Below are 23,882 nucleotides of genomic sequence, written 5' to 3'. Positions count from 1 at the left end.
ATGAGCGGAATGCACAAGCGCGTGGGGCTGGCGGCCGCCACCGTCCTGCTGGCGGCCTTGGCCCTCTCGGGGTGCTCCTCTGGCAGCACCAGCATGGCCTCGGACCTGCCCCGGCCCGAGCGGGATCCCGGCGTGGACATGAGCCGGCTTTCTGGGGAGCTCAACGTTTTCACCTGGACGGAGTACCTGCCCCAGTCGGTGATCACGGAGTTTGAGCAGCTGTACGGCGTGCGCGTGAACTACGACACCTACTCCAGCAACGAGGAGATGCATGCCAAGCTGAAGGCCGGCGCCTCCGGCTACGACATCATCATCCCCGAGATCTACATGGTCAAGGTGCTGCAGCGCGAGGGGCTGCTGGAACAGATCGACCACGCCAACGTGCCGAACCTGAAGAACATCGACTCGCGCTTCCGCGGGCTCGAGCACGATCCGAACAACGACTACTCGGTGCCGTACGTGTGGGGAACCACCGGGATCGTGGTGAACAAGGAGAAGATCGACCCGGACCAGATCAAGTCGTGGGACGACCTGTGGAACCCGGAGTTCGCGGGCAAGCTGGTGGTGCCGGACGACGCCCGGGAGATGGTGGGCATCGCGCTGCGCACCATGGGGTACGGGCTGAACACCACCGATCCCGAGGCCCTGGAGGCGGCCAAGGAGAAGCTGAAGGCGCTCAAGCCCAACGTGAAGGCCTTCAACAGCGACAGCCCCAAGGACCTGCTCTTAGGCGGCGAGGTCTGGGGCGGCGTGGTCTGGAGCGGCGAGGCGGCCCTCGTGATGCGGGAGAGCGACGAGTTCGAGTGGATCATCCCGCCGGAGGGCGTGACGATCTGGATCGACCACGTGGCGATTCCGAAGGACGCGCCGCACAAGTACACGGCGGAGGTCTTCATCAACTTCCTGCTGGATCCGCTGGTGAGTGCGCGCATCTCGGCAGCGTACCCCTACGGCAACCCCAACAAGGCGGCCGAGCCCTACATCTCCGCGGAGGATCTGGCCAACAAGGCCATCAACCCGCCGGCGGAGTGGCTGGAGAAGGCGGAGTCGCTGGACGATCTGGGTGACGAGATGAACCAGATTTACGATAAGATCTGGACTGAAGTGAAGGGCTAGTGCCCTTCCGGGGAGCGGGCAACCGCTCCCTCTTTTTTTATGCCGTGAACCCGAAAGCCCGTTTTCGCATTCCACTTGGCTGGCCTGGAGAAAGCCTGCAACGTGCGGCAAAGGGCAGGATTTTGGCGGTGTGATTCGAAAGTGTAAAAGATCGTTTCACACTGTTGGGGAGGTTGAGGCATGTCGCTGTACAGACCGGATCGGCCGGAAGCAGTCCTGCAACCGAAAGACCTGGGCCAGATTCTGGACCAGACGTTCAGGACTTTCGGGCGGTACTGGCGCCCGCTGGTGGCCGTCGGACTCCTCGTCGGCTTACCCGGACTCATCCTCGCGCTCTTGCAGATCAGTCTGATGCCCGGCTTGATGGCGGACCCCACGGACCATCCCCTGGTCCTTGCGGCAACAGCGGCTGAGATGGGCGACTTCACGCCGCTGTTCTCCGTGCTCGGAGTCTTCTTCGGGATGAGCGTCGGCGGCCTGCTTCTGTACCCGCTCTTCCAAGGCGCCCTGATCGACGTCGCGGCGCGGGCGGTCCTGCACATGGAGCCCGTCCCGCTGGGCGAGACGTTCCGGGTCGCCGCCGGCCGCTACTGGCCCATGCTGGGCGTGTTCGCCCTGCTCATTCTGGTCTGGATCGTGGCCTTGCCGGTGCTGATTCTCGCCGGCCTGGTGGTGCTCGCCCCCATCACCCTGCTGGTCGGGTACGTGGCACTGCTCGTCCTGAGCATCTTCTCCACCCACGCCGTGGTAGTGGAACAGTTGGGGCCCATCGCCGCCATCCGCCGGTCGTTCAAACTGGCCTGGTCCCGCTTCTGGCCTCTCCTGGGCACCGGCATCGTCTTCAGCCTGATGACCGGCGTGCTCTCCATGATCATCATCGGCCCCGTGAGTTTCGCCGCCGCCATCACCACGGCGCTCACCGCGTCCTTCATCCCCACTGCCGTGAGCTCGCTGCTGCAGTGGGCGGTGACGAGCATCATCGTGCCCTTCACGATGGTGGGCCTGACCCTCATCTACTTCGACACCCGCGTGCGCAGGGAGGGGTACGACCTGGAGCTCATGGTTGCGGCACAGGCGGCAGCATCCGCTCCCGCAGACTACCAGCCATGAGGCGGGGGATCGCCCTCCTCCTGCTCCTCCTCTGGCTGCCGGTGGCGGCACCCGCCGCGGCCGCCCCGATACCGGCCGAGGCGTACGCAAAGCGCCTCTCGGAAGCCGGTGGGCGGCTGGCGGCGGCAGAGGTGTCGCTGCGCCGGGGGGACGAGGAGGGGGCGATCGCCGCGGTGCGCGCCGCCCGTGAACGGCTGGAAGGCATCGCCGAAGTCACCAGCGCGGCCGGCGTGGCGCAGGCCGACCTGAGCGACCTTCTGGACGCCCTGCGCGCAGCCGAGGAGAACCCGCGCTCTGCGCTGGAACACGCCCAGCGGGTGCTTGACGTGCACCTGGATGCGGCCGAGGAGTTGCGCGACGGCCGGCCCATAACCGTCCGCGATGCCCGCCGCAGCCTCGACCGGGCCCTGGCCGAGATCCACAGCCAGTCGGTCCTGGTACGGTTACAGGTGCGGCTGCAGGATTGGGTACACGACACGCTCGGAAGACTGCGGGCCTGGTGGCTGGGGCTGTTGGGGCTCGACGAAGAAGACGTGGCGTCTGCCGAGGAACTGGGCCTGTTTGCCTTCGCCATCGTAAGCGTCCCCGTCCTCATCTGGGCCGGCGTGAAGGTCTACCAGATGCTGTCGGGACATGGTGCGGGCCGCGATGCCGTGTGGCGGGGCGGAAAGGGGCCGGCGCCGGAACGACCGCTGCGCCCGGCCGAGCTCCTTGCGCGTGCCCAGGCCGCCGCCGGGCGCGGGGAGTACCTGGAGGGCATGCGGACGGCCCACCTGGCCCTCCTCAAGCACTTCGACGAACTGGGCCTCATTCGGTACCACCCGGCCCAGACCAACCGGGAGCACGAAGTGCAGTTGGGGCGGCGCCAACCGGCACTCCGGCCGGCACTCCGCAACCTCCACGACCTGGTGGACGCCTGCCTGTACGCAGGCCGGTCGGCCTGCATGGACGACTACCAACAGGCCGAGGGGCTCATCTTGCAGCTCTGGCGAGAGGGGGATGCCGTATCGCAAGCCGCAAAGGAGACCTCTGGTGGGTCATCGTCGGCGTCATCGCGCTGATCTTCGTCGGCACGCTGCTGAACGACCAGAGCCCGTCCTTCCTCAGCCAGGTCGGCTCCACGTACTCGCAAAGCCCCACGGGACTCTCGGCCATCTACGCCGTGTTCGAGGACCAGCGCGCGGCCCGGCGCTGGACCCTGCCCCTCAGCAAGCTGGACGGCAGCGTGGAGCGCCTGGTCATCTGGGACGTGCCCCGCCTGATGGAGGACGAAATCCGGGCCCTGGAGGACTGGGTCTCCCGAGGCGGCGTCGTCCTGCTGGGCGGAAGGCCGGACGGGCTGCCCGGCGCCTGGCAGGTTCGCCTGAGAACCGGGGAGGCCGGTGCGGCGCGGCCCGCCGCGCCCCACCCCGTCACGGTGGGCATCCGCACCGTCTCGGTGGGTTCCGCCCGCTTCACCGGCGACGTGGGTGATCGCCTGGTCCACCTCAAGGATGCCGATGGCCGGCCGGTGCTGATCTCGTGGCGCATCGGCAAGGGCCGCGTCTTCTGGTCAGCCGACACCGACTGGCTGAGCAACGCCCATATCGGGGAGGAGCAGAATCTGGACCTGGCTCTCCAGATCCTGTGGCCGCCCGGGGGCGGACAGGTGGCCTTCGACGAGTACCACCACGGCTTCACCTCCCCCATTCACTGGTGGCAGGTCCTGCGGGGGCCGCTGAGGGTTTCCGTGGCGCTGCTGGGCCTGGCGGTGGTGCTGCTCTTCTGGGCCTACGGTGCCCGCTTCGGCTCGCCGAGGCCCGTTCCGGCCCGCCCGCCCCGCGCCGCGGTGGAGTACGTGCACTCCATGAGTCAGCTGTACCGCAGGGCCCGGGCTGCCGAGGTGGTCCTGCGGGCGCTGTACCGCTCGCTCCGGACCCACCTGGGCCGGCTGACGGGCAGCGTTGCGGAACTCCCCCATGACGAGATCGCCCACCGGGCGGCCGCCCGGTGCGGGGTCCCGGAGAAAGAGATCGAGCAGCTGCTGGACCGGGCGTCGGCCTCCACCCCTCCGCGGTCTGACCTGGAGCTGGTCACCCTGGCCCGCGCTGTTGAGAGTCTGCAAAGGAGAATCGATCATGCCGGACACCGCTATCGTTGACACGTTGCGGCGGGTGGAAACCGAACTGCGAAAGGTGATCGTCGGTCAGGACCAGGTCGTGGAGCAGCTCCTCGTGGCCCTGCTTGCGGGCGGGCACGTGCTCATCGAGGGCGTGCCGGGGCTCGCCAAGACCCTGATGGTCCGCAGCCTCGCCCAGGTGCTGGGCATCGAGTTCCGGCGCATCCAGTTCACGCCGGACCTCATGCCCGCCGACGTCATCGGCACCACTGTGTTCAATCCCAAGGACCTCACCTTCGAGGTCAAACGAGGCCCGATCTTCACCAACCTGCTGCTGGCCGACGAGATCAACCGCACACCGCCCAAGACCCAATCGGCGCTGCTGGAGGCTATGGAGGAGCGGCAGGTGACCCTCGACGGGCAGCCCTACCCGCTGCCCCAGCCGTTCATGGTGATCGCCACCCAGAACCCCATCGAGTACGAGGGCACCTATCCGCTGCCGGAGGCGCAGCTGGACCGGTTTCTGATGAAGGTACGCATCGACTACCCCGCGGAAGACGAGGAGCGCACCATCCTGGAAAGGCACTACCAGGGCTTCCGGGCCCAGGAACTGGAGCAGGCGGGCCTCGAGAAGGTGCTCGACGCCGGTGGCCTGCTCGCCCTGCGCGCCGCGCACCGCCGGGTGACGGTGGAGGCAAAAGTGCTGGACTACATCAACCACGTGGTGCGGGCGACCCGCAACTGGTCCTCGCTGGCGGTGGGGGCCAGCCCCCGGGGGGCGGTAGCCCTGCTGGTGAGCTCCCAGTCGCTGGCGCTCCTGCGCGGCCGGGACTACGTGGTGCCCGACGACGTGAAAGAGATGGCGCGCCCCGTGCTGCGCCACCGGGTTCTCCTCCGACCCGAGGCCGAGGTGGAGGGGGTGCAGGCCGACCAGGTGCTGGAGCAGATCCTCCAGTCCCTGCCGGTCCCGCGCTGATGAGAGCCGCACGGGTCACGCGCCGTTTCAGCCCGACGCCTCTGCTGCCCCTCCTCCTTGCGGTCACGGCGGCCCCTTCCCTCGTGCCGGGGCTGCTCTGGCTCAGCCTCCTCCTGGCCAGCCTGCTGGGGGCGGTGGCAGTGGCCGACCTCCTCGCCTCCCGCCGGCGCATCGAAGCGCTACGCCGCATCGACGGGCCGCTCTCGCTGGGCGAGGCCAACCCCGTGGGGCTGGCGTTCCGCTGCCTCGGTGGGCCGGTGACGCTGGAGGTGCGGGACGACCTGCCCCTCCACCTGGAGCCGGCGGCCGAGTGGCCGGTCGTCCGGCTGCAGCCCGGCGTCTGGACCGAGTCGTCCTACCGCGTGCGGCCGAAGCGGCGCGGGCGGTACGTCATCGGCCCGCTGCACGGGCGGTTCCGCTCGCCCCTGGGGCTCTGGCGGCAGACCATCACCTGGCCGCTCTCGGATGAGGCGCGGGTCTACCCCAACCTGATACCCGTGAGGCAGTACGAGGTGGCGATGCGGACGGGCCGCCAGCTGGAGGGGCTGAAGCGGGCCCGCCGGAGGGGCGCCGGCACCGAGTTCGAGTCGCTGCGGGAGTATCAGGTCGGGGACGAGTTCCGGGCGATCAACTGGCCGGCATCCGCCCGGCGCGGCACCCTGGTGACCAACCTGTACCAGGCGGATCGCGCACAGCCCATCATGCTCCTGATCGACGCCGGCCGTCTGATGGTCCCGCAGATCGGGGGGCTCACCCGGCTGGATCACGTACTGAACGCCGCGCTGTTGCTGGCGACGGTGGCGGTGGAACGCGGGGACCAGGTGGGCCTGATGCTCTTCGGGGGCGAGGTGAAGTGCTTCGTGCCCCCCCGGAAGGGCCGCGGCCAGGTCATGGCGATGTTGGAGAGCGTGTACGACGTTGCCCCCGAACAGGTGGAGCCCGATTACGGACGGATGCTCGGCTGGTTCCGGGCGAAGCACCGCAAGCGCTCGTTAATCGTGCTCTTCACCGACCTGATCGACCCGGAGATCAACCAGGGACTCATTACCCATCTCTCCGCCATGGCGGCGCGCCACCTGGTGCTGGTGGTGACCCTGACCGACCCGGAGTTGCTCGCGCTGAGCCGCTGCCTGCCCGCGAGCGCGCGTGAGACATACGCGAAAGCCGCCGCGCTGGAGGTGCTGGCCGCGCGCGCAGAGGCGCGGGCCAGGCTGCAGCGCAGCGGCGTGCTGGTGATCGACGTGCCGCCGGAGTCGTTCTCTACGGCCGTGGTGAACCAGTACCTGGAGATCAAGGAGCAGGGCCGTCTGTAAGGCCGCCCGCGCCCGCACTGTGCGAGCCCCTGCGCCCGGGCAGGAGCCAGTAGGCCAGGCCCAGGACGAGGGTCAAGGCAGCCACGGCGTACTTGGACCATTCCGGCAGGGCGGCGGGGGTGATGAAACCCTCGATGGCCGCCGCGATCAGGAGCAGGGGCACCGCCCCCACCACGAGGACGGCGGCCCGCCGGGCCCCGGCCACGAAGGCGTCCCGCCGGGAGAGGTCGCCGGGCGCCACCAGGGGCCAGCCGAGGCAGAAACCGGCCCCTCCGGCCATGAAGATCGCCATCAGCTCCAGGACGCCGTGGGGCAGAATCAGCGCCCAGAACGAGAAGGAGAGCCCGACCTGGAACCAGTGCGCCGCCAGCGCCCCCACGATGAGGCCGTTCCAAAAGAGCACCAGCGCGGTCCCCACGCCCAGGGTGACACCCAGTCCGAATGCCAGCAGGGCCACCCACACGTTGTTCTGGAAAATCGCCGCGGCAAACAGCGTGCGCCACTCTGCCGGGAGGATCTCACCGTCGCGGGCCTCTGGCTTGTAGTAGCGGAAGTCAGCGGGCACCAGGGCTTCGGCCAGGTTGGGATCGGTGAGGATGGCGAGAAAGCCCACCAGCCCACCCAGGAGCATCAGCCCGCCGGCGAGCAGCACGGGTCGCCAGGCCCCCCGCACGCCGGCGGGGACGGTGTAGGCGAAAAAACGCCAGAGGGAGCGCAGCCGCTGTGTCTCCTCGGCGTAGATGATGTTGTGCGCCCGCCCCACGAGCTGGTTGAGGTAGGCCTCGGCCTGGCTACCGGGGAAGTACGTGCGGGCATATGCCAGGTCGGACGCGGCCTTCCGGTAGAGCCGGCCGAGCCGCTCCACCTGTTCCAGGGGCAGCCGCCGGCCCCCCCGCTGCTGCACGGTAGCGAGGATCTGGTCCAGCTCCTTCCAGGTCTCCTGCCGCCGTGCCACGAACTGGTCGAAGTTCAACCGCCAACACCCTCCTCGAGGTGATCCCATGGAGCCCATTCGCATCGACACGCCGGAGAGTGTGGACTTGTCCCTTGAACCCGTAGGCCTCGGCAGCCGCTTCGTGGCGGCCGCGATCGACTCCATGATCCAGTGGATCGTGGGCACGATGCTGGTCGTGGTGTTCGCCATGGTCCTCGCCGCCACCCAGACAAGCCCTGCCGCAGAAATCACAATAATGGTGATTCTGGCTCTGGCCGCCTTGTTCCTGTTGGTGCTGTACAAGCCCGTCTTTGAGGCCGTCTGGAACGGCCAGACCATCGGCAAGCGCATCGTGGGCATCCGCGTGGTGCAGGTCAGCGGCATGCCCGTGACCTTCCCGCAGGTGGTGGTGCGCAACCTGCTGCGGATCATTGACATCATGCCGTCCAGTTACCTCATCGGCGCGATCTGCGTGCTGGCCACCCAGCGGCGCCAGCGCCTGGGCGACCTGGCGGCCGGCACGGTGGTGGTGCGCGACCGGCCCCAGCAGATGCCGGTGCTGCCCGACCGGCTTTCCCACGACCCCACGGTGGACCTGACCCGCCTGCGGGAGCATGCGCTGCGGCTCAGCGAAGACGACCTGCAGCCCGCCCGTCGTTACTGGCAGCGGCGGCAGCAACTGGACCCGGCGATGCGCGCCCGACTGGCCGCGCAGGTGGCCGAGGCGCTCGCCGTGAGAATGGACTGGATGGATCCGCTCCCGGCGAACCCAGAGGAGTTCATCGAGGAGGTCCTGTACGTTCGGGCGCAGTGATGCGCCCCAATCGCCTCAAAAGCGTTATACTCACCCTTGAGGTGAAAGTACGTTGAAGATCGGCTGCCATCTGAGCATCAGCAAGGGCTTCCCCACGGCGGTGGAAAACGCCCACAAGCTCGGCTGCGAATCGTTCCAGTTCTTCACCAAGAACCCGCGGGCATTCCAGGGCAAGGCCGCCGACCCCGAGGCGGCGGCGAAGGGGCGGGCCCTCATGGCCCAGTACGGGCTGGTGGCGGTGGCCCATGCCCCCTACATCACCAACCTGTCCACGCCCGATCCGGAACTCCAGGCGATCTCCATCGCCTCGCTGAAGCAGGACCTGGAGAACGCCGAGGCGTTCGGTGCCGTGGGCTGCGTCTGCCACATGGGAAAGCACGTGGGCGAGGGCGAGGCCTACGGCATGTCCCGGATGGTGGAGACCATCAACCGCCTGCTGGAGGCTTACACCGGCCCGTGCCTGCTGCTCCTCGAGAACACCGCAGGGCAGGGATCGGAGCTGGGCACCCACCTGGAGCAGCTCATGGAGGTGCGCAGCCGGGTGGAGCAGCCGGAGCGCATCGCCTTCTGCTTCGACACCTGCCACGCCTTTGCGGCGGGCATCTACCGGCCGGAGGACTGGGAAGACTTCGTGGCGCACGCCCGCGCCCTGGGCTACTGGCAGCTCCTCAAGGCCATTCACCTGAACGACTCCAAGTTCGAGCACGGCAGTCACAAGGACCGCCACGCCAACCTGGGCAAGGGCTTCATCGGTGAAGAGGGCCTCGCGATCCTGCTGCGCTCGGGGGCCTTCGACGGGCTGCCGGTGGTGCTGGAGACGCCGGTGAAGGATGAGGCCGAGTACGGCCCGGAGATGGCGTACGCCCGGTCGCTGCTCCAGTAGGCTCCGTGCCTGGCACCGACCCGGCATACGCAGCTCCTGACCCGCCTGTGCGCGAACGACCCCCACCGCGCATCCGCCCGGTGGGGGTCGTCCGTTCCCCCTGCTGATGGTGCCCCCCCGATGGCCATTCGGAGGAATTCAGGTAGGATTTTGCGCTTCAAAGTCTAATATTCTCGGTTACTCTATCGTCCCTTGGAGGTGTCGTACATGACAGCCCCGCAGGTGCTGCCCAGCCTTCCGCCAGCGACGTTCCCAGCGGGCAGCAGAGCTGCGCTGCCAATCGTCCTCGGTTACCTGTTCATCGGCTTCGCCTTCGGCGTGCTCGCACAGACGGCCGGCCTGTCGGTGGCCGAGGTAGCCCTGATGTCGCTCCTGGTCTACGCGGGCTCCGCCCAGTTCATCGGCGTGGAGATGCTCGCCGCCGGCGCGGCCGCCCCTGCCATCATCTCCACCACGTTCCTGGTCAATCTGCGGCACCTCCTGCTGAGCACGGCCCTGGTGCCTTCCTTCGGGCAGAACCGCCCGGTGGTCAACGCCCTCCTCTCCTACGGCATCACCGACGAGACCTTCGCCGTGAACGCCTCGCTGCTGCGGGGCCGGCCCATCGGGCCCGCCTTCGTCGCCGGGCTGCACATCACGTCTCAGGCCAGCTGGATCGCCGCCTCCGTGGCCGGCGCCCTGGCCGGCGGCTTCGCGGGCAACCACGAGGCCCTGGGGCTGGACTTTGCGCTTTCCGCCATGTTCATCGGCCTGCTGGTGCCCCACCTGCGGGGCGAGGGTGCGCGCAGCCGCCGGATCGCAGCCCTGGTGGCCGCCGCCACCGCGGTGGGCATGGGGCTGCTGGGGCAGCCCAGCTGGGGCGTGATCGTCGCCACCGTCATCGCGGCCACCGTGGGGGTGATGGTCAGGTGATGACCGTGCGCACCGAGGTGCTGCTGCTCTTCCTGGGCATGGCCCTGGTCACTTATCTGCCCCGGATGCTGCCCATCGTGGCCCTGAGCCGCTTCCAGCTGCCGCCGCTGCTCCTGAAGTGGCTCCAGTTCATCCCGGCCGCCGTGCTCTCGGCCCTGCTGGCCCAGGGCCTGCTGCTGGACGGTGCCAGGCTTTCACTGCCGCCGGCCAACCCGGCGCTGCTGGCCGCCCTGCCGGCGTTCGCAGTGGCGATCTGGACCCGGAGCCTGATGGGCACGGTGGTGGTGGGCATCGCGGCGATGGCGCTGCTGCGGGCGTTCCTGTGAGCCCCCGCTCACCGGCCGCAGCCTGCAACCCCCACCGCCCGCAGCCCACCGCTCAGACGGTCACGTAAGGCCTGATCTTCTCCAGCGTCTTCTGCCCGATACCCGACACGTTGATGAGCTCATCCACGTTCCGGAACGGCCCGTGCTCGGTGCGGTAGGCGATGATCGCCCGGGCCAGCGCAGGGCCGATGCCGGGTATGCTCTCCAGCTCCGCCTGGCCGGCGGTGTTGATGTTCACCAGCCGCTGGCCGCCCGCGGCCGCTCCCGACCCCTCCAGCGTTGTCTTCACCGGCTGGTAGGTGGCCTCGCGAGCCCGCGGCGGCTCCGGGGCGTTCGGTTCCAGCTCCGACTCACGGTAGACGTAGACCTTGGCCCCGTCCACCAGCGGCGCGGCCAGATTGAGCACGCCGGGGACGGCGTCGGGCAGGGGCCCTCCCGCGGCCAGGATGGCGTCGTTTACCCGCGACCCCTCGGGCAGCCTGTACACGTCGGGGCGCTCCACGGCGCCTTCCACGTGCACGACCAGCATGCGGGGCTCAGCCGCGGCCGGCGGGGCGACGTCGGGCGCCGGGGAAGCGCTGGTCTGCTTCCCGCCCGAGGCTTCCCCGGACGTGGCACCCGTCCTGCTCTCGAGTTCGGCGAGGAACGCCGCCGCTTTCAGGGCCCGCTGGTCGGCCTGGTAGAGGGTGACCGCCCGCCAGGCGAGGCCCGCCACGCAGAGCGCCAGGAGCACCGACACGGCGATCCGCACCGCCGGCGTGAACTGGACGATCGAACCCATTTCGCTCACCCCCGGGGACGGGGAGTTCGACGGTCACCCACATTTTTCCTGCCAAATCCTTACAGGACCCTCCCGGCCGTGCCGGCCGGTGGGGTCCTGCGCCTTTCAGTGGATCTCGTCGTCCTGGAGCATCTCGTCCCCGGAGACCAGGAGCGCCTCGAGTCGGGCCACTCCCCGGAGGCCCCGCAGGGCCGTCTGGATACGGGTCCGGTCCTCACGGGTGGCCACGATGCCCTTCACGTGGAGCACGCCGTCGACGCAGTAGACCTGGAACTGGTCGCGATCGTACCCCATCTCCTCCAGGCGGCGCAGGGCCGTCCGGGAGACATCGGCGTCGTCCTCCTCCTCCCCCACGCCGACCTTGACCTGCTCCGACCGGACCTCCCGCACCCCCGGCACCTGCTCCGCCAACCGAGCGGCCGCCTCCAGGTCGTCGTAGGTGCGCACCTCGCCCATCAGGGTGACGACGCCCTTCACCACCTTCGCCCCAAGGCGGCTGTACGCGGGCACCTCGGCCAGCCTGGCGGCAACGGCGCCCTCCAGGTCCCGGTCGCTCAGCGTCTCCTCGTTGGCGACCGTGATGTCGTTCTCGATGCGGCGCACGCCGGGGATCTTCCGCACGATCTCCTCTGCCGCCGACTTGTGGGAGAGCGCATCCACCACCCCCGTAAGGCGTACCTTCCCGTCCTCCGCCGACACCTGGATGCCGATGCCTGCCGAGTCGGTCTGCGCCAGCAGGGCGTCCTTGATCTCCCGCACCAAGTGCTCATCGTGGTTGAACGTCTGCTCGCTCATTCGCATTCTCCTCCCCCTGGAGCGCTCGCCCGCTAGTCTGCCCGACGGCGCGCCGCCCTATGGGCTCCGCGTGTCCCGGTCGCCTGCGCCCCGATCCGTCCGCCCCGGCCAGTGCCCACCGGAAAGGACGAGTCAACCCGGACCCAACGTTGACGAGCCCGGCGGCTCCCTCCTAGGATAAGAACTGTCGCACTTCTGCTGCGAGGAGGGTGATCTGACGTGCTGATCTGCGAACTGTCCCAGCGCTTCCGGATACGCTCACTTTGAACTTGGTGCGCGCGGAATTCGCCCATACGCACAGGCCAGGTTCGATTGTGAGCGGGTAGAGGTCTCCTCCACCATCACAACCAACCGAAAGGGGCCTGTTTTTTCATGTCCAAAATGGGAGCCCTCCGTTTCCTCCAAACCTACCTGAAGCCGCTGCGCGCCCGCATCCTGCTGCTGACCGCCCTGCTGCTGGGGGCCACCGGCCTCCGCCTCCTCTTCCCCCAGTTGCTCCGGTCGCTGGTCGACCAGGCCCTGGCGGGGGCGCCGCTGCGGGCGCTTCTCCTCCCGGCTGCGCTCTTCCTGGCCGGGGCGCTGCTCATCCAGGTGCTCCGCATCACAGCGACCTTGCTTGCGGAGCGCATCGCCTGGGCCGCCACCAACGCGCTCCGCCTCGACCTGGCCCGCCACGTGCTGGGCCTCGACCTCGCCTTCCACAAGGAGCACACCCCGGGCGAACTGATCGAGCGGATCGACGGCGACGTGACGACCCTGGCGGGCTTCTTCTCGCAGTTCGTCGCCCAGGTGGGCACCTCGCTCCTCCTCATCTGCGGCGTGCTGGTGGCCCTCTTTGGGGAAGGCTGGCTCCCTGGCCTGGTGGGTCTGGGCTCCTTCGCCCTGAGCGCCACGGCCGTCCTCAGCGTCTCCTCCCTCACGGTGCAGGCCTGGTCGGACATCCGGGCCTCCTCCACTGAGATGATGTCCTTCGTGGAGGAGCGCATCGCAGGCCGCGAGGAGGTGAAGGCCCTGGGGGCCGACGGCTACGTGGTGCGCGGGCTCATCGCCATGTCGGCCCGACACTGGCGGCTCCGCCGGCGGGCCCGCTTCCTGGAGTCCACGGCCTCGAACATCACCGTGGACGCCTGGGTGCTCAGCCAGTTTGCCATGCTCCTGCTCTCCTTCTTCCTGTATCGCTCCGGCGCCCTCTCCCTCGGCACCGCCATGATGCTCTTCTTCTACGCCGACCTGCTGGGCGAGCCGATCAACACCATCCGGGAGCAGATGGACGAGATGCAGCGGGCCCGGGCGGCGCTGGGACGGCTCGTCCGGCTCAAGGCGGTGGCGCCCGCCATCACCGACGGCACCGGTGCCCTGCTGCCCGACGGCGCCCTGTCGGTCACCCTCGATCGGGTCTCTTTCCAGTACGAGGACGGGCACCCGGTGCTGAAAGGGCTCTCCTTCCACCTGGAGCCCGGGCAGACGCTGGGCGTCCTGGGGCGCACCGGCAGCGGCAAGTCGAGCCTCATCCGGCTGCTCTGCCGCTTCTACGACCCGCAGGAGGGGGCGGTGCGCCTCGGCGGCGTGGACATCCGTCAGGTACCGCTGGACGCCCTGCGGAGCCGCATCGGCCTCATCTCCCAGGAGGTAGGCCTCTTCGGCGGGACCCTGCGGGAGAACCTGGCGCTCTTCAACCCGGCAATCACCGATGCGCAGATCTGGGACGCTGTGGCCAGGCTGGGTCTCACCGGGTGGTTCGGACGCTTCGAGGAGGGGCTCGACAGCCGCATCGGCCCGGCGGGAGGCGGCCTCTCGGCGGGCGAGGCGCAGTTGCTCGCCCTGGTGCGTCTGGCGCTCCGGGATCCCGGACTGGTTATCCTCGACGAGTTCACCGCCCGCATCGACCCCGTCACCGAGGCCCTGCTGCAGACGGCGGTGGACCGGCTGCTGGCCGGCCGCACGGCCATCATCATCGCCCACCGGCTGACGACGGTGGAGCGGGCCGACTACATTCTCGTGCTGGAGGAAGGCCTGGCGCGAGAGTGGGGGCCGCGCAGCCTCCTGGCCCGGGACCCGCACTCCCACTACAGTCGGCTGCGCAGCGCCGGGCGTGAGGAGGTGCCGCCCTGATGGGTGGATTGGCTTTCGTGCAGAGGCTCTACCGTCTGATGCTGCCGGCCGCCGTGCTGACCGCCTTCGGCTACGGCCTCGGCTCCGCACTGAGCGCCCTGGGGGCGGTGATGACCTCCCGCTTCTTCGACTCCCTGCCCGCCGGAACACGTGAACCGCTGCTGTACGCCATCGCCTTCCTGGTGGCCAACGTGGCCGCACAGCTCACCGACTTCATCTGGCAGACGGGCGTCACCCTGATGGACCGGTTCACCACCACCCTGCTCCGGGTCAACATGCTGCGGGGCATCTACCGCCGGCCGGGGGCTCTGCCCCTGCCCGTCACCCCCGGGGAGGCGATCACCCGGTTCCGCGACGACGTGCAGGAAGCGTGCTTCCAGGTGAACCGGTTTCCCTTCGCCCTGGTGCACGTGGGCACCGCCCTGGGCATCTTCGCCTACCTGTTCACCATCCAGCCGCTGCTCGCCGCCCTCGGTGCCGTTTCCATTGCAGCCATCTTTCTGGCCATGCGGCGGATTCACCAGAACATCGTCGTCTACCGCGACCAGGTGATGGAGCGGACCGAGGCGGTGACGGGCTACCTGGGTGAAATTTTCAGCGCTGTCGCAGTACTGCAGGTGGCCGGTGCCGTGCCAGACGCCCTGCGCCGATTCCAGGCGCTGAACCGAGAGCGCGAGGCCGTGAGCCTCAAGGAGCGGCTCCAGTGGGGGCTGCTCTGGGCCCTCTCGGAGAACGGCTTCTACGTGGGTCTGGGCCTGGTGATCCTCGCCGCCGCCCCTCTGCTCGCCAGCGGGCAGTTCAGCCCGGGCAAGTTCGCCGTCTTCCAGATGCTCCTCCAGATGGTGGGCTGGCGGATGTGGGGCCTGTCGGAGTCGGTGGCCCAGCTTCAGGCGATGGGCGTCTACCAGGCCCGCATGGCGGAGCTGGCCGGCGACGAGGCGCTCCTCTCCCGGGTGAGGCTGGAATTCCGGGAGGAACTGCGTCCCGAACCTGCACCGGCGCTGGGCCCGAACGACACACTGGAGCGGCTCACCGTGACCGGCCTGACCTACCGTCACCCGGAGACGGGGCGCGGGGTTGAGAACGTCTCCTTCACCATCCCGCGGGGCTCCTTCTCCGTGATCACCGGGAAAACCGGCGCGGGCAAGACGACGCTGGTGCGGACGCTGCTGGGGCTGCTTCCGGCCGAGGCAGGGGAAATCTGCTGGAACGCACGGCGGGTGGACGACCCCATGTCGTTCTTCACCCCGCCCAGGGCGGCCTACACGCCCCAGGTGCCGCGCATCTTCTCGGGAACGGTGCGGGAGAACATCCTCATGGGCCTGGAACCGGGGGCTGTCGACCTGGACGCGGCCATCGCCGCCGCCGTCCTGGAGCCCGACCTCGCCCAGTTCCCCCGGGGGCTGGAGACCCAGGTGGGCTCCCGCGGCCTGAAGCTCTCCGGCGGCCAGGTGCAGCGCGCCGCGGCTGCCCGGATGTTCGCCCGGTGCCCGCAGCTGCTCGTGCTGGACGACATCTCCTCGGCCCTGGACGCCGAGACGGAGGCGCTGCTCTGGCGCAGGCTCTTCGCACAGAAGGGTGCGACGGTGCTCTGCGTCTCGAACCGGCGGGCGGCGCTCGAGCAGGCCGACCAGATCCTCTTGCTGGAGGAGGGCCGTCTGGTCGCTGCCGGGCCGCTCCATGAACTGCTCCGCACCTCCCCGGAGATGCGGGAACTGTGGGCAGCCGTGGCGCCCGAGTCCGACCAGGCGGACATGGCGGAGTAGCGAAGCGGCCCCGCGGATACAGAGGGGGCTGTGCTGCAGGCGGAGTCTCCCGCCTGTGGCACAGCCCCCTGGATTGTCAGCGAGTTGTCTGCCGTGCTCGCGCATCCTGCCACCCGCCTGGCGCTTGGGGACTCACTGGCCGCACGGCCCGGACCCCGCTGCCTGTGCCCAACGCCTAGCGGGGGGTCTCGCCGAAACAGAAGTGGTGCGGCTCGTTCTCGTAGATAATCGTCCGCACGTTGGCCGCGTCTGCCCCCAGCGTCTCAGCCACCACCCGGGCCAGGGCCACCATCAGCTTGCGCTTCAGTTCCAGCGAGCGGCCGGTCATGAACTCGACCCGGACCATCGGCAGGGCGCCCGTGACGTCGCCGTCGCCCCGATACACGTCCTCGGGGGCGAAGGCGCGGGTGAACACGCGCACGTTCTGGGGCGGCACGCCCAGCGTGTCGACGACGGTCTGGGCCACCCGCTCCTGCAGCCGGCGGCGGACCTCCGGATCGACGCCGGCGAGGTGGTCGACGGTGATGAATGGCATGGGAAATCGCTCCTTCCTTGGTGCATCGCGTGGACGCAATGTTGCGCTGTCCGAACTCAGACAAGAGGATGCCCGCCGGGGAGCGGACGATCCGTGCCGGAGCCTCTCTTGCAATTCGACCGTTGCCCGCCTTCGCCCTCCTGCGTGGGTGCAGGGGCTGCGGGCTCATCCGCCCCCGGACTGGTCACCCAGGTGCAGGCACATCTCACACATGCGCGTGGCGTGGCCCATGATCTCGTCGTCGTACTCCCGCACGTAGTGGAACCCCAGCCGCTCGTAGGCCCGCCGGCCGATCTGGTTCTCCGCCTCCACCTGGACGAAGAGGCGGTTGACCGGTCCCCTGGCCCGCAGGGTCTCCAGACAGGCCTGCAGCAGCTTCCGCCCGATCCCCCTGCGCTGGTGCTCCGGCAGGACGTAGATGCGCCAGAGTTCGGCGTCGCCGGCCTCCTTCCGCGGCCCGGCCTGGGCGAAACCCACCACCTGCCCGCCCTCGCCCTCCGCCACGAAGAAGGCGCTCTCGGGGTTGCCGGCGGCCCGGGCCAGCCGGTCCTCGGCGTACCACTGCGGCAGGACCGCCTGCTGAATCTCCGCGGGGATGATCCCCCTGTACGTGTCTGCCCAGGTGATGCGGGCGACGGCGGCGATCGCAGGTGCGTCTTCCGGCGCGGCATGGCGTACATGAAAGCTCATCTCACCCCTCCTCTCTTGCCGTGTATGACGACGGTGTGCGTCAGTCCGTTCAGAAACGCCGCCCGATTCTGCGCCTCCGCCACCGGGACCTTCACCGGCCCGCCGACTGGTCCCACCAGCTTCGCCGCACCGTGTGCCCTCCGCCCGAGACGCGCCGCGGATCGGCGGCCCCGTTTCGCCGTCAGATAGATTATGTCCGCGCGCCTTCCTTTCGTTCCACTATTGAGTAGAATCATACTTATCTATACCAGCCGCAAAGGAGAGGGGGGTATGCGAAAGCTGGTTCTTCGGTTCGTGGGGATCTGCATGCTCCTGGTCCTGCTGGCCCAGATGGCTCCGGCCTCACCGGCGGTGGCGAAAGACGCCTCCACGCCCGACGTCCCCTACGTGCCCGGTACGGTGCTGCTGAAGTTCCGGTCCGACGTGGCCTCCGTCCGCCAGGAGGAGTTCCTGAAGGCGCACGGCCTCGAAGTGGTCGGCAAGGTCTACGGCGATGATGTGCTCATCCTGAAGGCCGCCGAGCCCAAGGTCACTTCCCTGGTCGAAAAGCTGAACCAGCATCCCTATGTGGCTTACGCCGAGCCCGACTACATCGCCACCATCAGCTGGACCCCCAACGACCCGTACTGGTCGCAGCAGTGGGGGCCCAAGAAGATCAACACCACTCAGGCCTGGGACGTGACCCGTGGCTCCTCCTCCGTCATGATTGCCGTCGTGGACACCGGCGTAGACCTGGACCATCCCGACCTCCGCACAAAGGTGCGGACGGACATCGACTATGACTTCATCAACAACGACAGCACCGCCCAGGACGACAACGGGCACGGCACCCATGTGGCCGGTATCGCGGCGGCGGCCACCAATAACAGCACGGGCGTGGCCGGCACGTGCCCGAACTGCAGCATCCTGCCCGTGAAGGTGCTGAACGCCAGCGGCAGCGGCAGCTACAGCGCCATCGCCAGCGGCATCCGGTACGCGGCTGACAAGGGTGCGAAGGTCATCAATCTCTCCCTCGGCGGCTCCGCCGGCTCCTCCACTCTGGAGTCTGCCGTCAACTACGCCAACTCCAAGGGCTCTCTCCTCATCTGCGCCGCCGGCAACGAGAACACCTCGGCTCCCTCCTACCCGGCCTACTACAGCGCCTGCGTCGCCGTGGCGGCCACCGACCAGAACGACCGCCGGGCCTCCTTCTCCAACTACGGCTCCTGGGTTGACGTCTCGGCGCCGGGTGTGAGCATCTACAGCACCTACTGGAACGACCGGTACGCGTCGCTGAGCGGCACCTCCATGGCCACGCCGCACGTGGCCGGGGTGGCGGGCCTCCTCTTCTCGCAGGGCCGCAGCCAGAGCGCCGTCCGGACCCGCCTCACCTCTTCCACCTACACCGACCCCGTGAACTCCACCGGCATCCCGCGCCGCGTCAACGCCTACAAGGCGGTCGCCTACTAGGTTGCCGCCGGCGCCCCGGACGGACGAAGGGCCGATCCCCCGCGGGGGTCGGCCCTCATGCGTGCACGGCGGCCTGGATGGTCGACCGGCTCTCCGCTCAACGATGGAAAGGGCCGCCCCCACGCGGGATCGGCCCTCCACAGATATCGCTTACCCTTTCACCACGATGTTGACCAGCTTGCCCGGCACCGGGACAACTTTCACGATCTGCTTCCCGGCCACCAGCGCCCGCACCTTCTCGGAAGCCAGGGCCATCTGCTCCATCTCGGCGGCGCTGATGCCCGCCGGCACCTCCATCCGATCGCGCACCCGGCCGTGGATCTGCACCACGATCTCCACCGTCTCGGCCCTGGCGACCTCCTCGTCGTAGGCCGGCCAGGACTCCAGGTGGATGGAGCGGGTGTGGCCCATCTGCGCCCAGAGCTCCTCGGCCAGATGGGGGCAGAACGGGGCGATGATCAGCACCGCCTTGTGGATGGCCTCTGCCAGCACCAGGGCGCTGGCGTCCCGCTCTTCCGCTTTCACCTTGTCCCGGTAGGCGTAGATGGCGTTGGTCATCTCCATCAGGCCCGAGATGGCGGTATTGAAGGCGAACCGCTCGTGCAGGTCGGCGGTGATGCGCTTCACCGTGGCGTGGATGACCCGCCGCAGTGCGCGGTCATCTGCGGTAAGGCTCGAGGCGATACGGGCCAGTCCTCCGGCGATCGCGGCCTCGGTGGGCCCCCGGAGCCGTACGGGTGAACCCCGGGCCAGGCCCGGTGCATAGCCCGTGCCTGCTTGCCCGAGGGGTAGGGAAACACGGGAGCCTTGTCAACAATCGTCGCACTGCCGGATCAGCAAACGGCAAGGCGCCAACTGGCTGCGGTCGTCGACAACTTGCGGCCCCAGTTCCCCCGGGCCGTTCAGATGCTTGAAGACGCCGAGGATGACCTCCTGGCCTACATGAGTTTCCCAGCTGAGCACCGGCGGCAACTGCACTCCACAAACCCGCTGGAACAGCTGAACAGGGAGATCAGCCATCGGACGGATGTGGTCGGCATCTTCCCCAACCGCGAAGCTATGGTACGGTTGGTGCGAGTCGTTCTGATGGAGCATCAGGGCGAGTGGACGGCAGCGCCCTCGGAGGTACCTTAGCTAGGTACCCATGGCCAAGCTGTACACCAGCAACCAGAATGTCAGCAGTACCGACTTTCTGGCGACCAACTGCCATAGATCGTGGGCACCCAAAGTACATCGTTTGACTGGACATGAACCGTCAAGGGTGTAGCTAGACTTGGCCCAGGCACGCGTTGAGGTCCGTCACTGTTGCTGAACCTGCGCCGTTGCTACCGCATCAACCCCAGTTCGCGTTAAACGGCGCTTAGGTACGGAGTTGCTGAGCGGGGTCTGCCTGCTCTGGAAATGGACACTCGCCTTCGTTACGTTGACAAACAATACAGCTCTCTGAGGCGGGGGATCAACTTACCCCCTAACTCATCAGCGAAATACACCTTCCGGTTGTATGGTAAGAGCCAGGGCGGCTGCACACCTGACAGGTCTATCATTTCAACGGGAGAACGCCAGTCGAGTACCGGTACCTCCCCTGCGTATCTGGGGGCCCTCTCCTTGATGACTGTGAGACCTTGTAGCAGCCGCTGGTCGCGGTACAATCCTTCAAAGTAGTTGACATCGTGGAGGGCTAGGTTCCTTGGACTGGCGGTCGGCCGGACACCGTCTCTGAGACGTCTCTCTAGGGTGCGCACGACGAGCGCGCATTCGAAGCGGGAGGCGTCGATCGCCTCACTCAGCCGGCGTGCGTGCCCCATTCCAAATGTGACACCACCTGCCTCACGGGGCCTCCCGGTGACCCTGGCAATCGTATATGCCAAGTAAAGATCCAGCGCAGGAATATAGAATGGAATGGTAATCGCCAACTCCACGGACTCAGACAGGTCAGGAAGTGATGCAGAATCGTACACCAACGGCGTACTGAACTCCCCCAAGCGCAGCATGCACGCAGCGATGGTACTCACCAGCATGGGAAAAACCCGGCGCTCTACCAGTTCCCCAGCTGCGTTGTGCTTGGCTGCGGCCCTGACTGGATGTGCAGCCCACCCCTCCGTGCTGTAAGTACCAATCGCAACTCCGCTGGACAGGAGATCCCTCCAGGTGATGAACCACACAACCCTCTCGACCATTTCCGAAGTCGCCTTCTCAATTGCGTCCTGTTTTTCCCGAGCGGACGCGCCATAAGGAATGCGGAAAGCCATTCCACCCGGCTGCACTTCTGCCGCAAGAACTCCCTTGGCCCAGTAACCTTCTGCGCCTAGTTCGACGCGGAGCGGAGATGCCCGCCAGGAGATGGAATAGGACCGCCTAGCCAATCAGGTTCCCCCCAATCCGCGCCCGGGTTCGGAGCAGCCCTACAGCAAACAGGAGAGTTGCAACCACTATGATCCCGATACCGCTGACCGCATACAGGCTGGGTATACTTAGCCAGACGAGGAGAGCACCTGCAATAGCCCCACCTGCCGGCTCGCCAAATCGGCCCACGAGTCCCATCAGGTGGAACACTCTTCGGAGCAACAAGCCTTCATGCTTAGTCCTCGCCGTGGTTAGGAATGCGGTGGGAACAAAACCACTGAACAGTCCGGAGGCCAACAACAGCACTCCCATCACCAGCGGGTGTGCTTTGCCGAGCGGGAGGATGCTTATGGAGAGCCCGAAGAAGATAGTGACTAGAACCAATCCATAGTCTCGACTAAGAAGGGTCCGAAATATCTGGGATCCTCTCTTTGACGCCACAATAAGTCCAGCGGTAAGATGGCCGGCTACAAACGTAGCGAACAGAACTCCCTGGGAGATATCGTATGACCACGTTGACGCCGGGAACGACGCCTGCCATAGCAGAGGCGTGGTGCGGCTCACGAGGCTTCCCAGCACAAACACAATCCCGTAGGGCAGCACCGTGGTCAGCAAGGCCGCAGAGTCTCCAACCGTGTCGCGTTGCGGTTCGGACTGCGTTGACTTTAGCATGGCCACACCCTGGGTTCGCCGCGCCCAAACCAACAACAGCACTGTGATGGGGATAAATGAGACAAAGTCCACCCAGATCAATCCGACCGTCGAGAAGAGTGCAACCAGCACTCCGCCAAGCAACCATCCGGATAGGACAGCAGTGCGACCGACCACTTGGTTGAATCCTGATACCTGTACGAACATCTCCTTCGGAAAATGCTCAGCGAGGATCGCGTTCACTGCGCCAGCAGTCAATACGGCCACCATCATATCCATGACCTGAACCAGACCGGCAAAGGGCAACAGGGAGGTGTCCCCTGCCGAGGCGGCCAAGGCTAGCGCAAGTACTGCCAGAGCACGCAGTGCTGATCCAGCAGCAAGAAAATACGCTTGGTTCCTCAGCCTTGTCACGTAGGGAGCCAGCGTCAGCCCCAGTGTGATGCCGATGGCGCTCAGGATGCCCAATGACGAGAGACCAAGAGTCGGGTTGTACGGTATCAACTTGGCATTCCACAGGAAGGACAGGAGCACATCGCCCAGAGCACTTGCGCCCGCTGCGAGAACCAGCGTAAACGGAGAATAGAGGATGCTCGTGCCGGACCGACTCACGGGAGATCATCCCCTTCCCTGAGTAACTTTCGCTTGAGTTCTCCCGTCACCGGATCGAGACTGTAAAATCCCCTGGCAGTGGCCACCTCGCCGAGCCCGGTAACTCGCCTTACCAGCTGGTCTACCGCTGTGGCACAAACGATCGCAATCCCCGGTGCGTAGCTCGGATGCTTGTTCAAGGCCGCCTTGAACTGGCGTTGTTCAGCCCAGAGACTTGCAAGTTGAAAAGCGCGTCGTGCCCATTCCGAGTAACGGTCTATGTCATCCACCCGGGTCAGGAACGGGCCCACATCGTGTTCCCCGACGCAGAGGATTGGGATCCCCCTCGCGAGGATCTGCACATATAGTCTTCTGACCGACTCATTGTTCGGCAACGGCAGACCGGTAACTGCGGTGACATGGCCGCACTGGTCCAGTACACGGCCGACATTCTCCGATGTCAGCCGTTCCACAATGGGTGTAACCACAGTCAGACCACGGGCGTTGCATCGCTGGGCCAGGACTTCGACCTTGAACTTGCCCAGGTCTGCCTGCGTATACAGCGCCTGCCTGGCCAGGTTGTGGATTTCGATCCGATCAAAGTCCACACAGAAGACCCTTCCAATACCGACACTGCACAACAGGCTTACCAGTGTCGACCCGACCCCTCCGGCGCCGATGACCAGAATCGATGCGTTGGTCAACAGTTCCTGAAAGCAAAACGGCGAGCGATCGGTTCGATTCCATGAATCAAACACCTCGATCTGCCGCAAGAAAGGATTTGTACGATGCTCTGAGCTGTCCATGGACGAGATGAGGCCCTTGTTGAGAAGGAACTCCAGCACCTTGCGGGCAAAGCCCTGCACTTGCGCAACCTGGTCGTCGTCCATGCCACGTGCGATGCTCTCCATGAGCTCCTTGACGTCGGCATGCAGGGATGGATCGAACGACAGCTGCCACTTCCGTTTGACGGGGATCAACTCGTAGAGGGTCATGCCCCCCGGAGTGAACTCGTAGTAGACATCATACTTAAGGGACAGCATGCTGATCGCCCTTTCTCGAGGCATTCTCTACGTATGTCAGAATGGGCCGCGCAAGGTGGAAGTCAACTCCACAGCACTCAATACCCACAATGTGAGTACACTTTGACTTCGAGCAAACCGATGCGTTATAGAATAGAGGCAGTCCGTTCCGGAGAGCAGAGGTAATCCCACCCCTGGGAATGCGAAGACGCAAGGATCTTACTCGGTCCCCGATCCTGAGCAAACACTGTATGGCGAGGGTTCCACTGGCGGAAGAGACCCCGGCAGCAGCTACGACCGCATTCCTGCCGGAGGCCTTGTCGACACGTGCGAAGGCCCCGTTGCGGACGCGTAGGTTCCGTTGTCGCACCAACATGTGTCCGCCCTCGTGCTTCATGCCCAGGAAAGCATTCCCCGTGTCGTAAGTAAGAAGGTGCCCCGCACCAATGTTCACAGGAACGCCTGAAATACCCCGGTCGTCGGTACTGTAGTTCGGCCCTGCAACGCCCACCGGCTCATCCCAGATATCAAGGTCTTCTACCGGGATCAGCGGCCTAGAGGACGGGTAATCTTCCTCCGCAGGATGTCCCACCAACTCATGGAGCAGAATCCCGGCCGAATGACCGTCCACCCGTAGTACGCTGTCCTCCGTGTTCACTGGCTCC

Annotated in this window: 23 protein-coding genes; 14 read left to right on the top strand and 9 right to left on the bottom strand. The window is 66.7% G+C overall.

Annotated features, from left to right (window positions below; genetic code table 11):
• The first annotated feature begins 9 nt into the window (after nt 1–9).
• The 6 genes from AB2385_RS09160 (at nt 10) to AB2385_RS09135 (ending at nt 6,613) form a co-directional block, all read left to right on the top strand.
• Nucleotides 10–1,116, top strand: a complete 1,107-nt coding sequence (locus AB2385_RS09160) for a spermidine/putrescine ABC transporter substrate-binding protein (RefSeq protein ID WP_367654661.1) — start codon at nt 10–12, stop codon at nt 1,114–1,116.
• A gap of 180 nt (nt 1,117–1,296) precedes the next feature.
• Entirely contained in the window at nt 1,297–2,226 is a 930-nt protein-coding gene (locus tag AB2385_RS09155; RefSeq protein ID WP_367654660.1) for a hypothetical protein, read from the top strand.
• Nucleotides 2,223–3,287, top strand: coding sequence for a DUF4129 domain-containing protein (locus tag AB2385_RS09150; protein ID WP_367654659.1), 1,065 nt, complete (start codon nt 2,223–2,225; stop codon nt 3,285–3,287). Before AB2385_RS09155 ends, AB2385_RS09150 begins: the two co-directional genes overlap by 4 nt.
• Complete coding sequence (locus tag AB2385_RS09145) at nt 3,212–4,366, top strand: DUF4350 domain-containing protein (protein WP_367654690.1); 1,155 nt, start codon at nt 3,212–3,214, stop codon at nt 4,364–4,366. Before AB2385_RS09150 ends, AB2385_RS09145 begins: the two co-directional genes overlap by 76 nt.
• Nucleotides 4,344–5,300 carry an AAA family ATPase gene (locus tag AB2385_RS09140; RefSeq protein ID WP_367654658.1) on the top strand — a complete coding sequence of 319 codons (957 nt, stop codon included), beginning with the start codon at nt 4,344–4,346 and terminating at the stop codon, nt 5,298–5,300. The genes AB2385_RS09145 and AB2385_RS09140 overlap by 23 nt, the downstream gene beginning before the upstream one ends.
• Entirely contained in the window at nt 5,300–6,613 is a 1,314-nt protein-coding gene (locus AB2385_RS09135) for a DUF58 domain-containing protein (RefSeq protein WP_367654657.1), read from the top strand. The genes AB2385_RS09140 and AB2385_RS09135 overlap by 1 nt, the downstream gene beginning before the upstream one ends.
• Here AB2385_RS09135 and AB2385_RS09130 read toward each other — a convergent pair.
• Nucleotides 6,591–7,586 carry a stage II sporulation protein M gene (locus AB2385_RS09130; protein ID WP_367654656.1) on the bottom strand — a complete coding sequence of 332 codons (996 nt, stop codon included), beginning with the start codon at nt 7,584–7,586 and terminating at the stop codon, nt 6,591–6,593. The genes AB2385_RS09135 and AB2385_RS09130 overlap by 23 nt on opposite strands.
• A 28-nt stretch (nt 7,587–7,614) precedes the next feature.
• On the opposite strand from AB2385_RS09130, the gene AB2385_RS09125 reads away from it, so the two are divergent.
• The 4 genes from AB2385_RS09125 (at nt 7,615) to AB2385_RS09110 (ending at nt 10,482) form a co-directional block, all read left to right on the top strand.
• On the top strand, nt 7,615–8,361 hold the full coding sequence (locus AB2385_RS09125; protein WP_367654655.1) for an RDD family protein: 747 nt from the start codon (nt 7,615–7,617) through the stop codon (nt 8,359–8,361).
• 52 nt (nt 8,362–8,413) lie between these two features.
• Nucleotides 8,414–9,244 carry a deoxyribonuclease IV gene (locus AB2385_RS09120; RefSeq protein ID WP_367654654.1) on the top strand — a complete coding sequence of 277 codons (831 nt, stop codon included), beginning with the start codon at nt 8,414–8,416 and terminating at the stop codon, nt 9,242–9,244.
• Between the two features lie 207 nt (nt 9,245–9,451).
• Nucleotides 9,452–10,156 carry an AzlC family ABC transporter permease gene (locus AB2385_RS09115; protein WP_367654653.1) on the top strand — a complete coding sequence of 235 codons (705 nt, stop codon included), beginning with the start codon at nt 9,452–9,454 and terminating at the stop codon, nt 10,154–10,156.
• Nucleotides 10,156–10,482, top strand: a complete 327-nt coding sequence (locus AB2385_RS09110) for an AzlD domain-containing protein (protein ID WP_367654689.1) — start codon at nt 10,156–10,158, stop codon at nt 10,480–10,482. The genes AB2385_RS09115 and AB2385_RS09110 overlap by 1 nt, the downstream gene beginning before the upstream one ends.
• A 52-nt stretch (nt 10,483–10,534) precedes the next feature.
• On the opposite strand, the gene AB2385_RS09105 is transcribed toward AB2385_RS09110, so the two are convergent.
• Complete coding sequence (locus tag AB2385_RS09105; RefSeq protein WP_367654652.1) at nt 10,535–11,263, bottom strand: helix-hairpin-helix domain-containing protein; 729 nt, start codon at nt 11,261–11,263, stop codon at nt 10,535–10,537.
• 105 nt (nt 11,264–11,368) lie between these two features.
• Nucleotides 11,369–12,058: a BON domain-containing protein gene (locus AB2385_RS09100; RefSeq protein WP_367654651.1), complete on the bottom strand. Its 690-nt coding sequence runs from the start codon at nt 12,056–12,058 to the stop codon at nt 11,369–11,371.
• Nucleotides 12,059–12,430: 372 nt separating this feature from the next.
• Between AB2385_RS09100 and AB2385_RS09095 the strand changes: the two genes are divergently transcribed.
• Complete coding sequence (locus AB2385_RS09095; RefSeq protein WP_367654650.1) at nt 12,431–14,170, top strand: ABC transporter ATP-binding protein; 1,740 nt, start codon at nt 12,431–12,433, stop codon at nt 14,168–14,170.
• Complete coding sequence (locus AB2385_RS09090; RefSeq protein ID WP_367654649.1) at nt 14,170–15,936, top strand: ATP-binding cassette domain-containing protein; 1,767 nt, start codon at nt 14,170–14,172, stop codon at nt 15,934–15,936. The genes AB2385_RS09095 and AB2385_RS09090 overlap by 1 nt, the downstream gene beginning before the upstream one ends.
• A gap of 175 nt (nt 15,937–16,111) precedes the next feature.
• On the opposite strand, the gene AB2385_RS09085 is transcribed toward AB2385_RS09090, so the two are convergent.
• Together AB2385_RS09085 and AB2385_RS09080 are read right to left on the bottom strand one after the other, a co-directional pair.
• On the bottom strand, nt 16,112–16,471 hold the full coding sequence (locus tag AB2385_RS09085) for a 4-oxalocrotonate tautomerase family protein (protein ID WP_367654648.1): 360 nt from the start codon (nt 16,469–16,471) through the stop codon (nt 16,112–16,114).
• A gap of 165 nt (nt 16,472–16,636) precedes the next feature.
• A complete protein-coding gene (locus tag AB2385_RS09080) occupies nt 16,637–17,161 on the bottom strand; it encodes an N-acetyltransferase family protein (protein ID WP_367654647.1) in 525 nt (174 codons plus the stop codon).
• Between the two features lie 270 nt (nt 17,162–17,431).
• On the opposite strand from AB2385_RS09080, the gene AB2385_RS09075 reads away from it, so the two are divergent.
• Nucleotides 17,432–18,610, top strand: coding sequence for a S8 family peptidase (locus AB2385_RS09075; protein ID WP_367654646.1), 1,179 nt, complete (start codon nt 17,432–17,434; stop codon nt 18,608–18,610).
• A gap of 150 nt (nt 18,611–18,760) precedes the next feature.
• Here AB2385_RS09075 and AB2385_RS09070 read toward each other — a convergent pair whose 3' ends face one another.
• Entirely contained in the window at nt 18,761–19,261 is a 501-nt protein-coding gene (locus tag AB2385_RS09070) for a class I tRNA ligase family protein (protein ID WP_367654688.1), read from the bottom strand.
• A 156-nt stretch (nt 19,262–19,417) separates the two neighbouring features.
• Here AB2385_RS09070 and AB2385_RS09065 point away from each other — a divergent pair, with 156 nt between their 5' ends.
• A complete protein-coding gene (locus tag AB2385_RS09065) occupies nt 19,418–19,744 on the top strand; it encodes a transposase (RefSeq protein WP_367654645.1) in 327 nt (108 codons plus the stop codon).
• Nucleotides 19,745–20,028: 284 nt separating this feature from the next.
• Here AB2385_RS09065 and AB2385_RS09060 read toward each other — a convergent pair whose 3' ends face one another.
• From AB2385_RS09060 to AB2385_RS09050, 3 genes are all read right to left on the bottom strand, one after another.
• A complete protein-coding gene (locus tag AB2385_RS09060; protein ID WP_367654644.1) occupies nt 20,029–20,787 on the bottom strand; it encodes a hypothetical protein in 759 nt (252 codons plus the stop codon).
• Nucleotides 20,788–20,965: 178 nt separating this feature from the next.
• A complete protein-coding gene (locus AB2385_RS09055; RefSeq protein ID WP_367654643.1) occupies nt 20,966–22,216 on the bottom strand; it encodes a hypothetical protein in 1,251 nt (416 codons plus the stop codon).
• Nucleotides 22,213–23,190 (bottom strand): ThiF family adenylyltransferase, encoded by a 978-nt coding sequence (locus AB2385_RS09050; RefSeq protein ID WP_367654642.1) that lies wholly within the window; start codon nt 23,188–23,190, stop codon nt 22,213–22,215. Before AB2385_RS09050 ends, AB2385_RS09055 begins: the two co-directional genes overlap by 4 nt.
• Nucleotides 23,191–23,882 lie beyond the last annotated feature (692 nt).

The organism is Symbiobacterium sp., assembly GCF_040797425.1.
Classification (GTDB): domain Bacteria; phylum Bacillota; class Sulfobacillia; order Symbiobacteriales; family Symbiobacteriaceae; genus Symbiobacterium.
Note: the sequence above shows the minus strand (reverse complement) of the source record. Positions and strands in the feature narration are given on the sequence as shown.

Excerpts from the sequence above, each read along its gene's own strand:
- AB2385_RS09160 (WP_367654661.1), top strand. The coding sequence starts at position 10 with ATGCACAAGCGCGTGGGGCTGGCGGCCGCCACCGTCCTGCTGGCGGCC.
- AB2385_RS09155 (WP_367654660.1), top strand. The coding sequence starts at position 1,297 with ATGTCGCTGTACAGACCGGATCGGCCGGAAGCAGTCCTGCAACCGAAA.
- AB2385_RS09150 (WP_367654659.1), top strand. The coding sequence starts at position 2,223 with ATGAGGCGGGGGATCGCCCTCCTCCTGCTCCTCCTCTGGCTGCCGGTG.
- AB2385_RS09140 (WP_367654658.1), top strand. The coding sequence starts at position 4,344 with ATGCCGGACACCGCTATCGTTGACACGTTGCGGCGGGTGGAAACCGAA.
- AB2385_RS09135 (WP_367654657.1), top strand. The coding sequence starts at position 5,300 with ATGAGAGCCGCACGGGTCACGCGCCGTTTCAGCCCGACGCCTCTGCTG.
- AB2385_RS09125 (WP_367654655.1), top strand. The coding sequence starts at position 7,615 with ATGGAGCCCATTCGCATCGACACGCCGGAGAGTGTGGACTTGTCCCTT.
- AB2385_RS09115 (WP_367654653.1), top strand. The coding sequence starts at position 9,452 with ATGACAGCCCCGCAGGTGCTGCCCAGCCTTCCGCCAGCGACGTTCCCA.
- AB2385_RS09110 (WP_367654689.1), top strand. The coding sequence starts at position 10,156 with ATGACCGTGCGCACCGAGGTGCTGCTGCTCTTCCTGGGCATGGCCCTG.
- AB2385_RS09105 (WP_367654652.1), bottom strand. The coding sequence starts at position 11,263 with ATGGGTTCGATCGTCCAGTTCACGCCGGCGGTGCGGATCGCCGTGTCG.
- AB2385_RS09100 (WP_367654651.1), bottom strand. The coding sequence starts at position 12,058 with ATGAGCGAGCAGACGTTCAACCACGATGAGCACTTGGTGCGGGAGATC.
- AB2385_RS09095 (WP_367654650.1), top strand. The coding sequence starts at position 12,431 with ATGTCCAAAATGGGAGCCCTCCGTTTCCTCCAAACCTACCTGAAGCCG.
- AB2385_RS09090 (WP_367654649.1), top strand. The coding sequence starts at position 14,170 with ATGGGTGGATTGGCTTTCGTGCAGAGGCTCTACCGTCTGATGCTGCCG.
- AB2385_RS09085 (WP_367654648.1), bottom strand. The coding sequence starts at position 16,471 with ATGCCATTCATCACCGTCGACCACCTCGCCGGCGTCGATCCGGAGGTC.
- AB2385_RS09080 (WP_367654647.1), bottom strand. The coding sequence starts at position 17,161 with ATGAGCTTTCATGTACGCCATGCCGCGCCGGAAGACGCACCTGCGATC.
- AB2385_RS09075 (WP_367654646.1), top strand. The coding sequence starts at position 17,432 with ATGCGAAAGCTGGTTCTTCGGTTCGTGGGGATCTGCATGCTCCTGGTC.
- AB2385_RS09060 (WP_367654644.1), bottom strand. The coding sequence starts at position 20,787 with ATGGTCGAGAGGGTTGTGTGGTTCATCACCTGGAGGGATCTCCTGTCC.
- AB2385_RS09050 (WP_367654642.1), bottom strand. The coding sequence starts at position 23,190 with ATGACCCTCTACGAGTTGATCCCCGTCAAACGGAAGTGGCAGCTGTCG.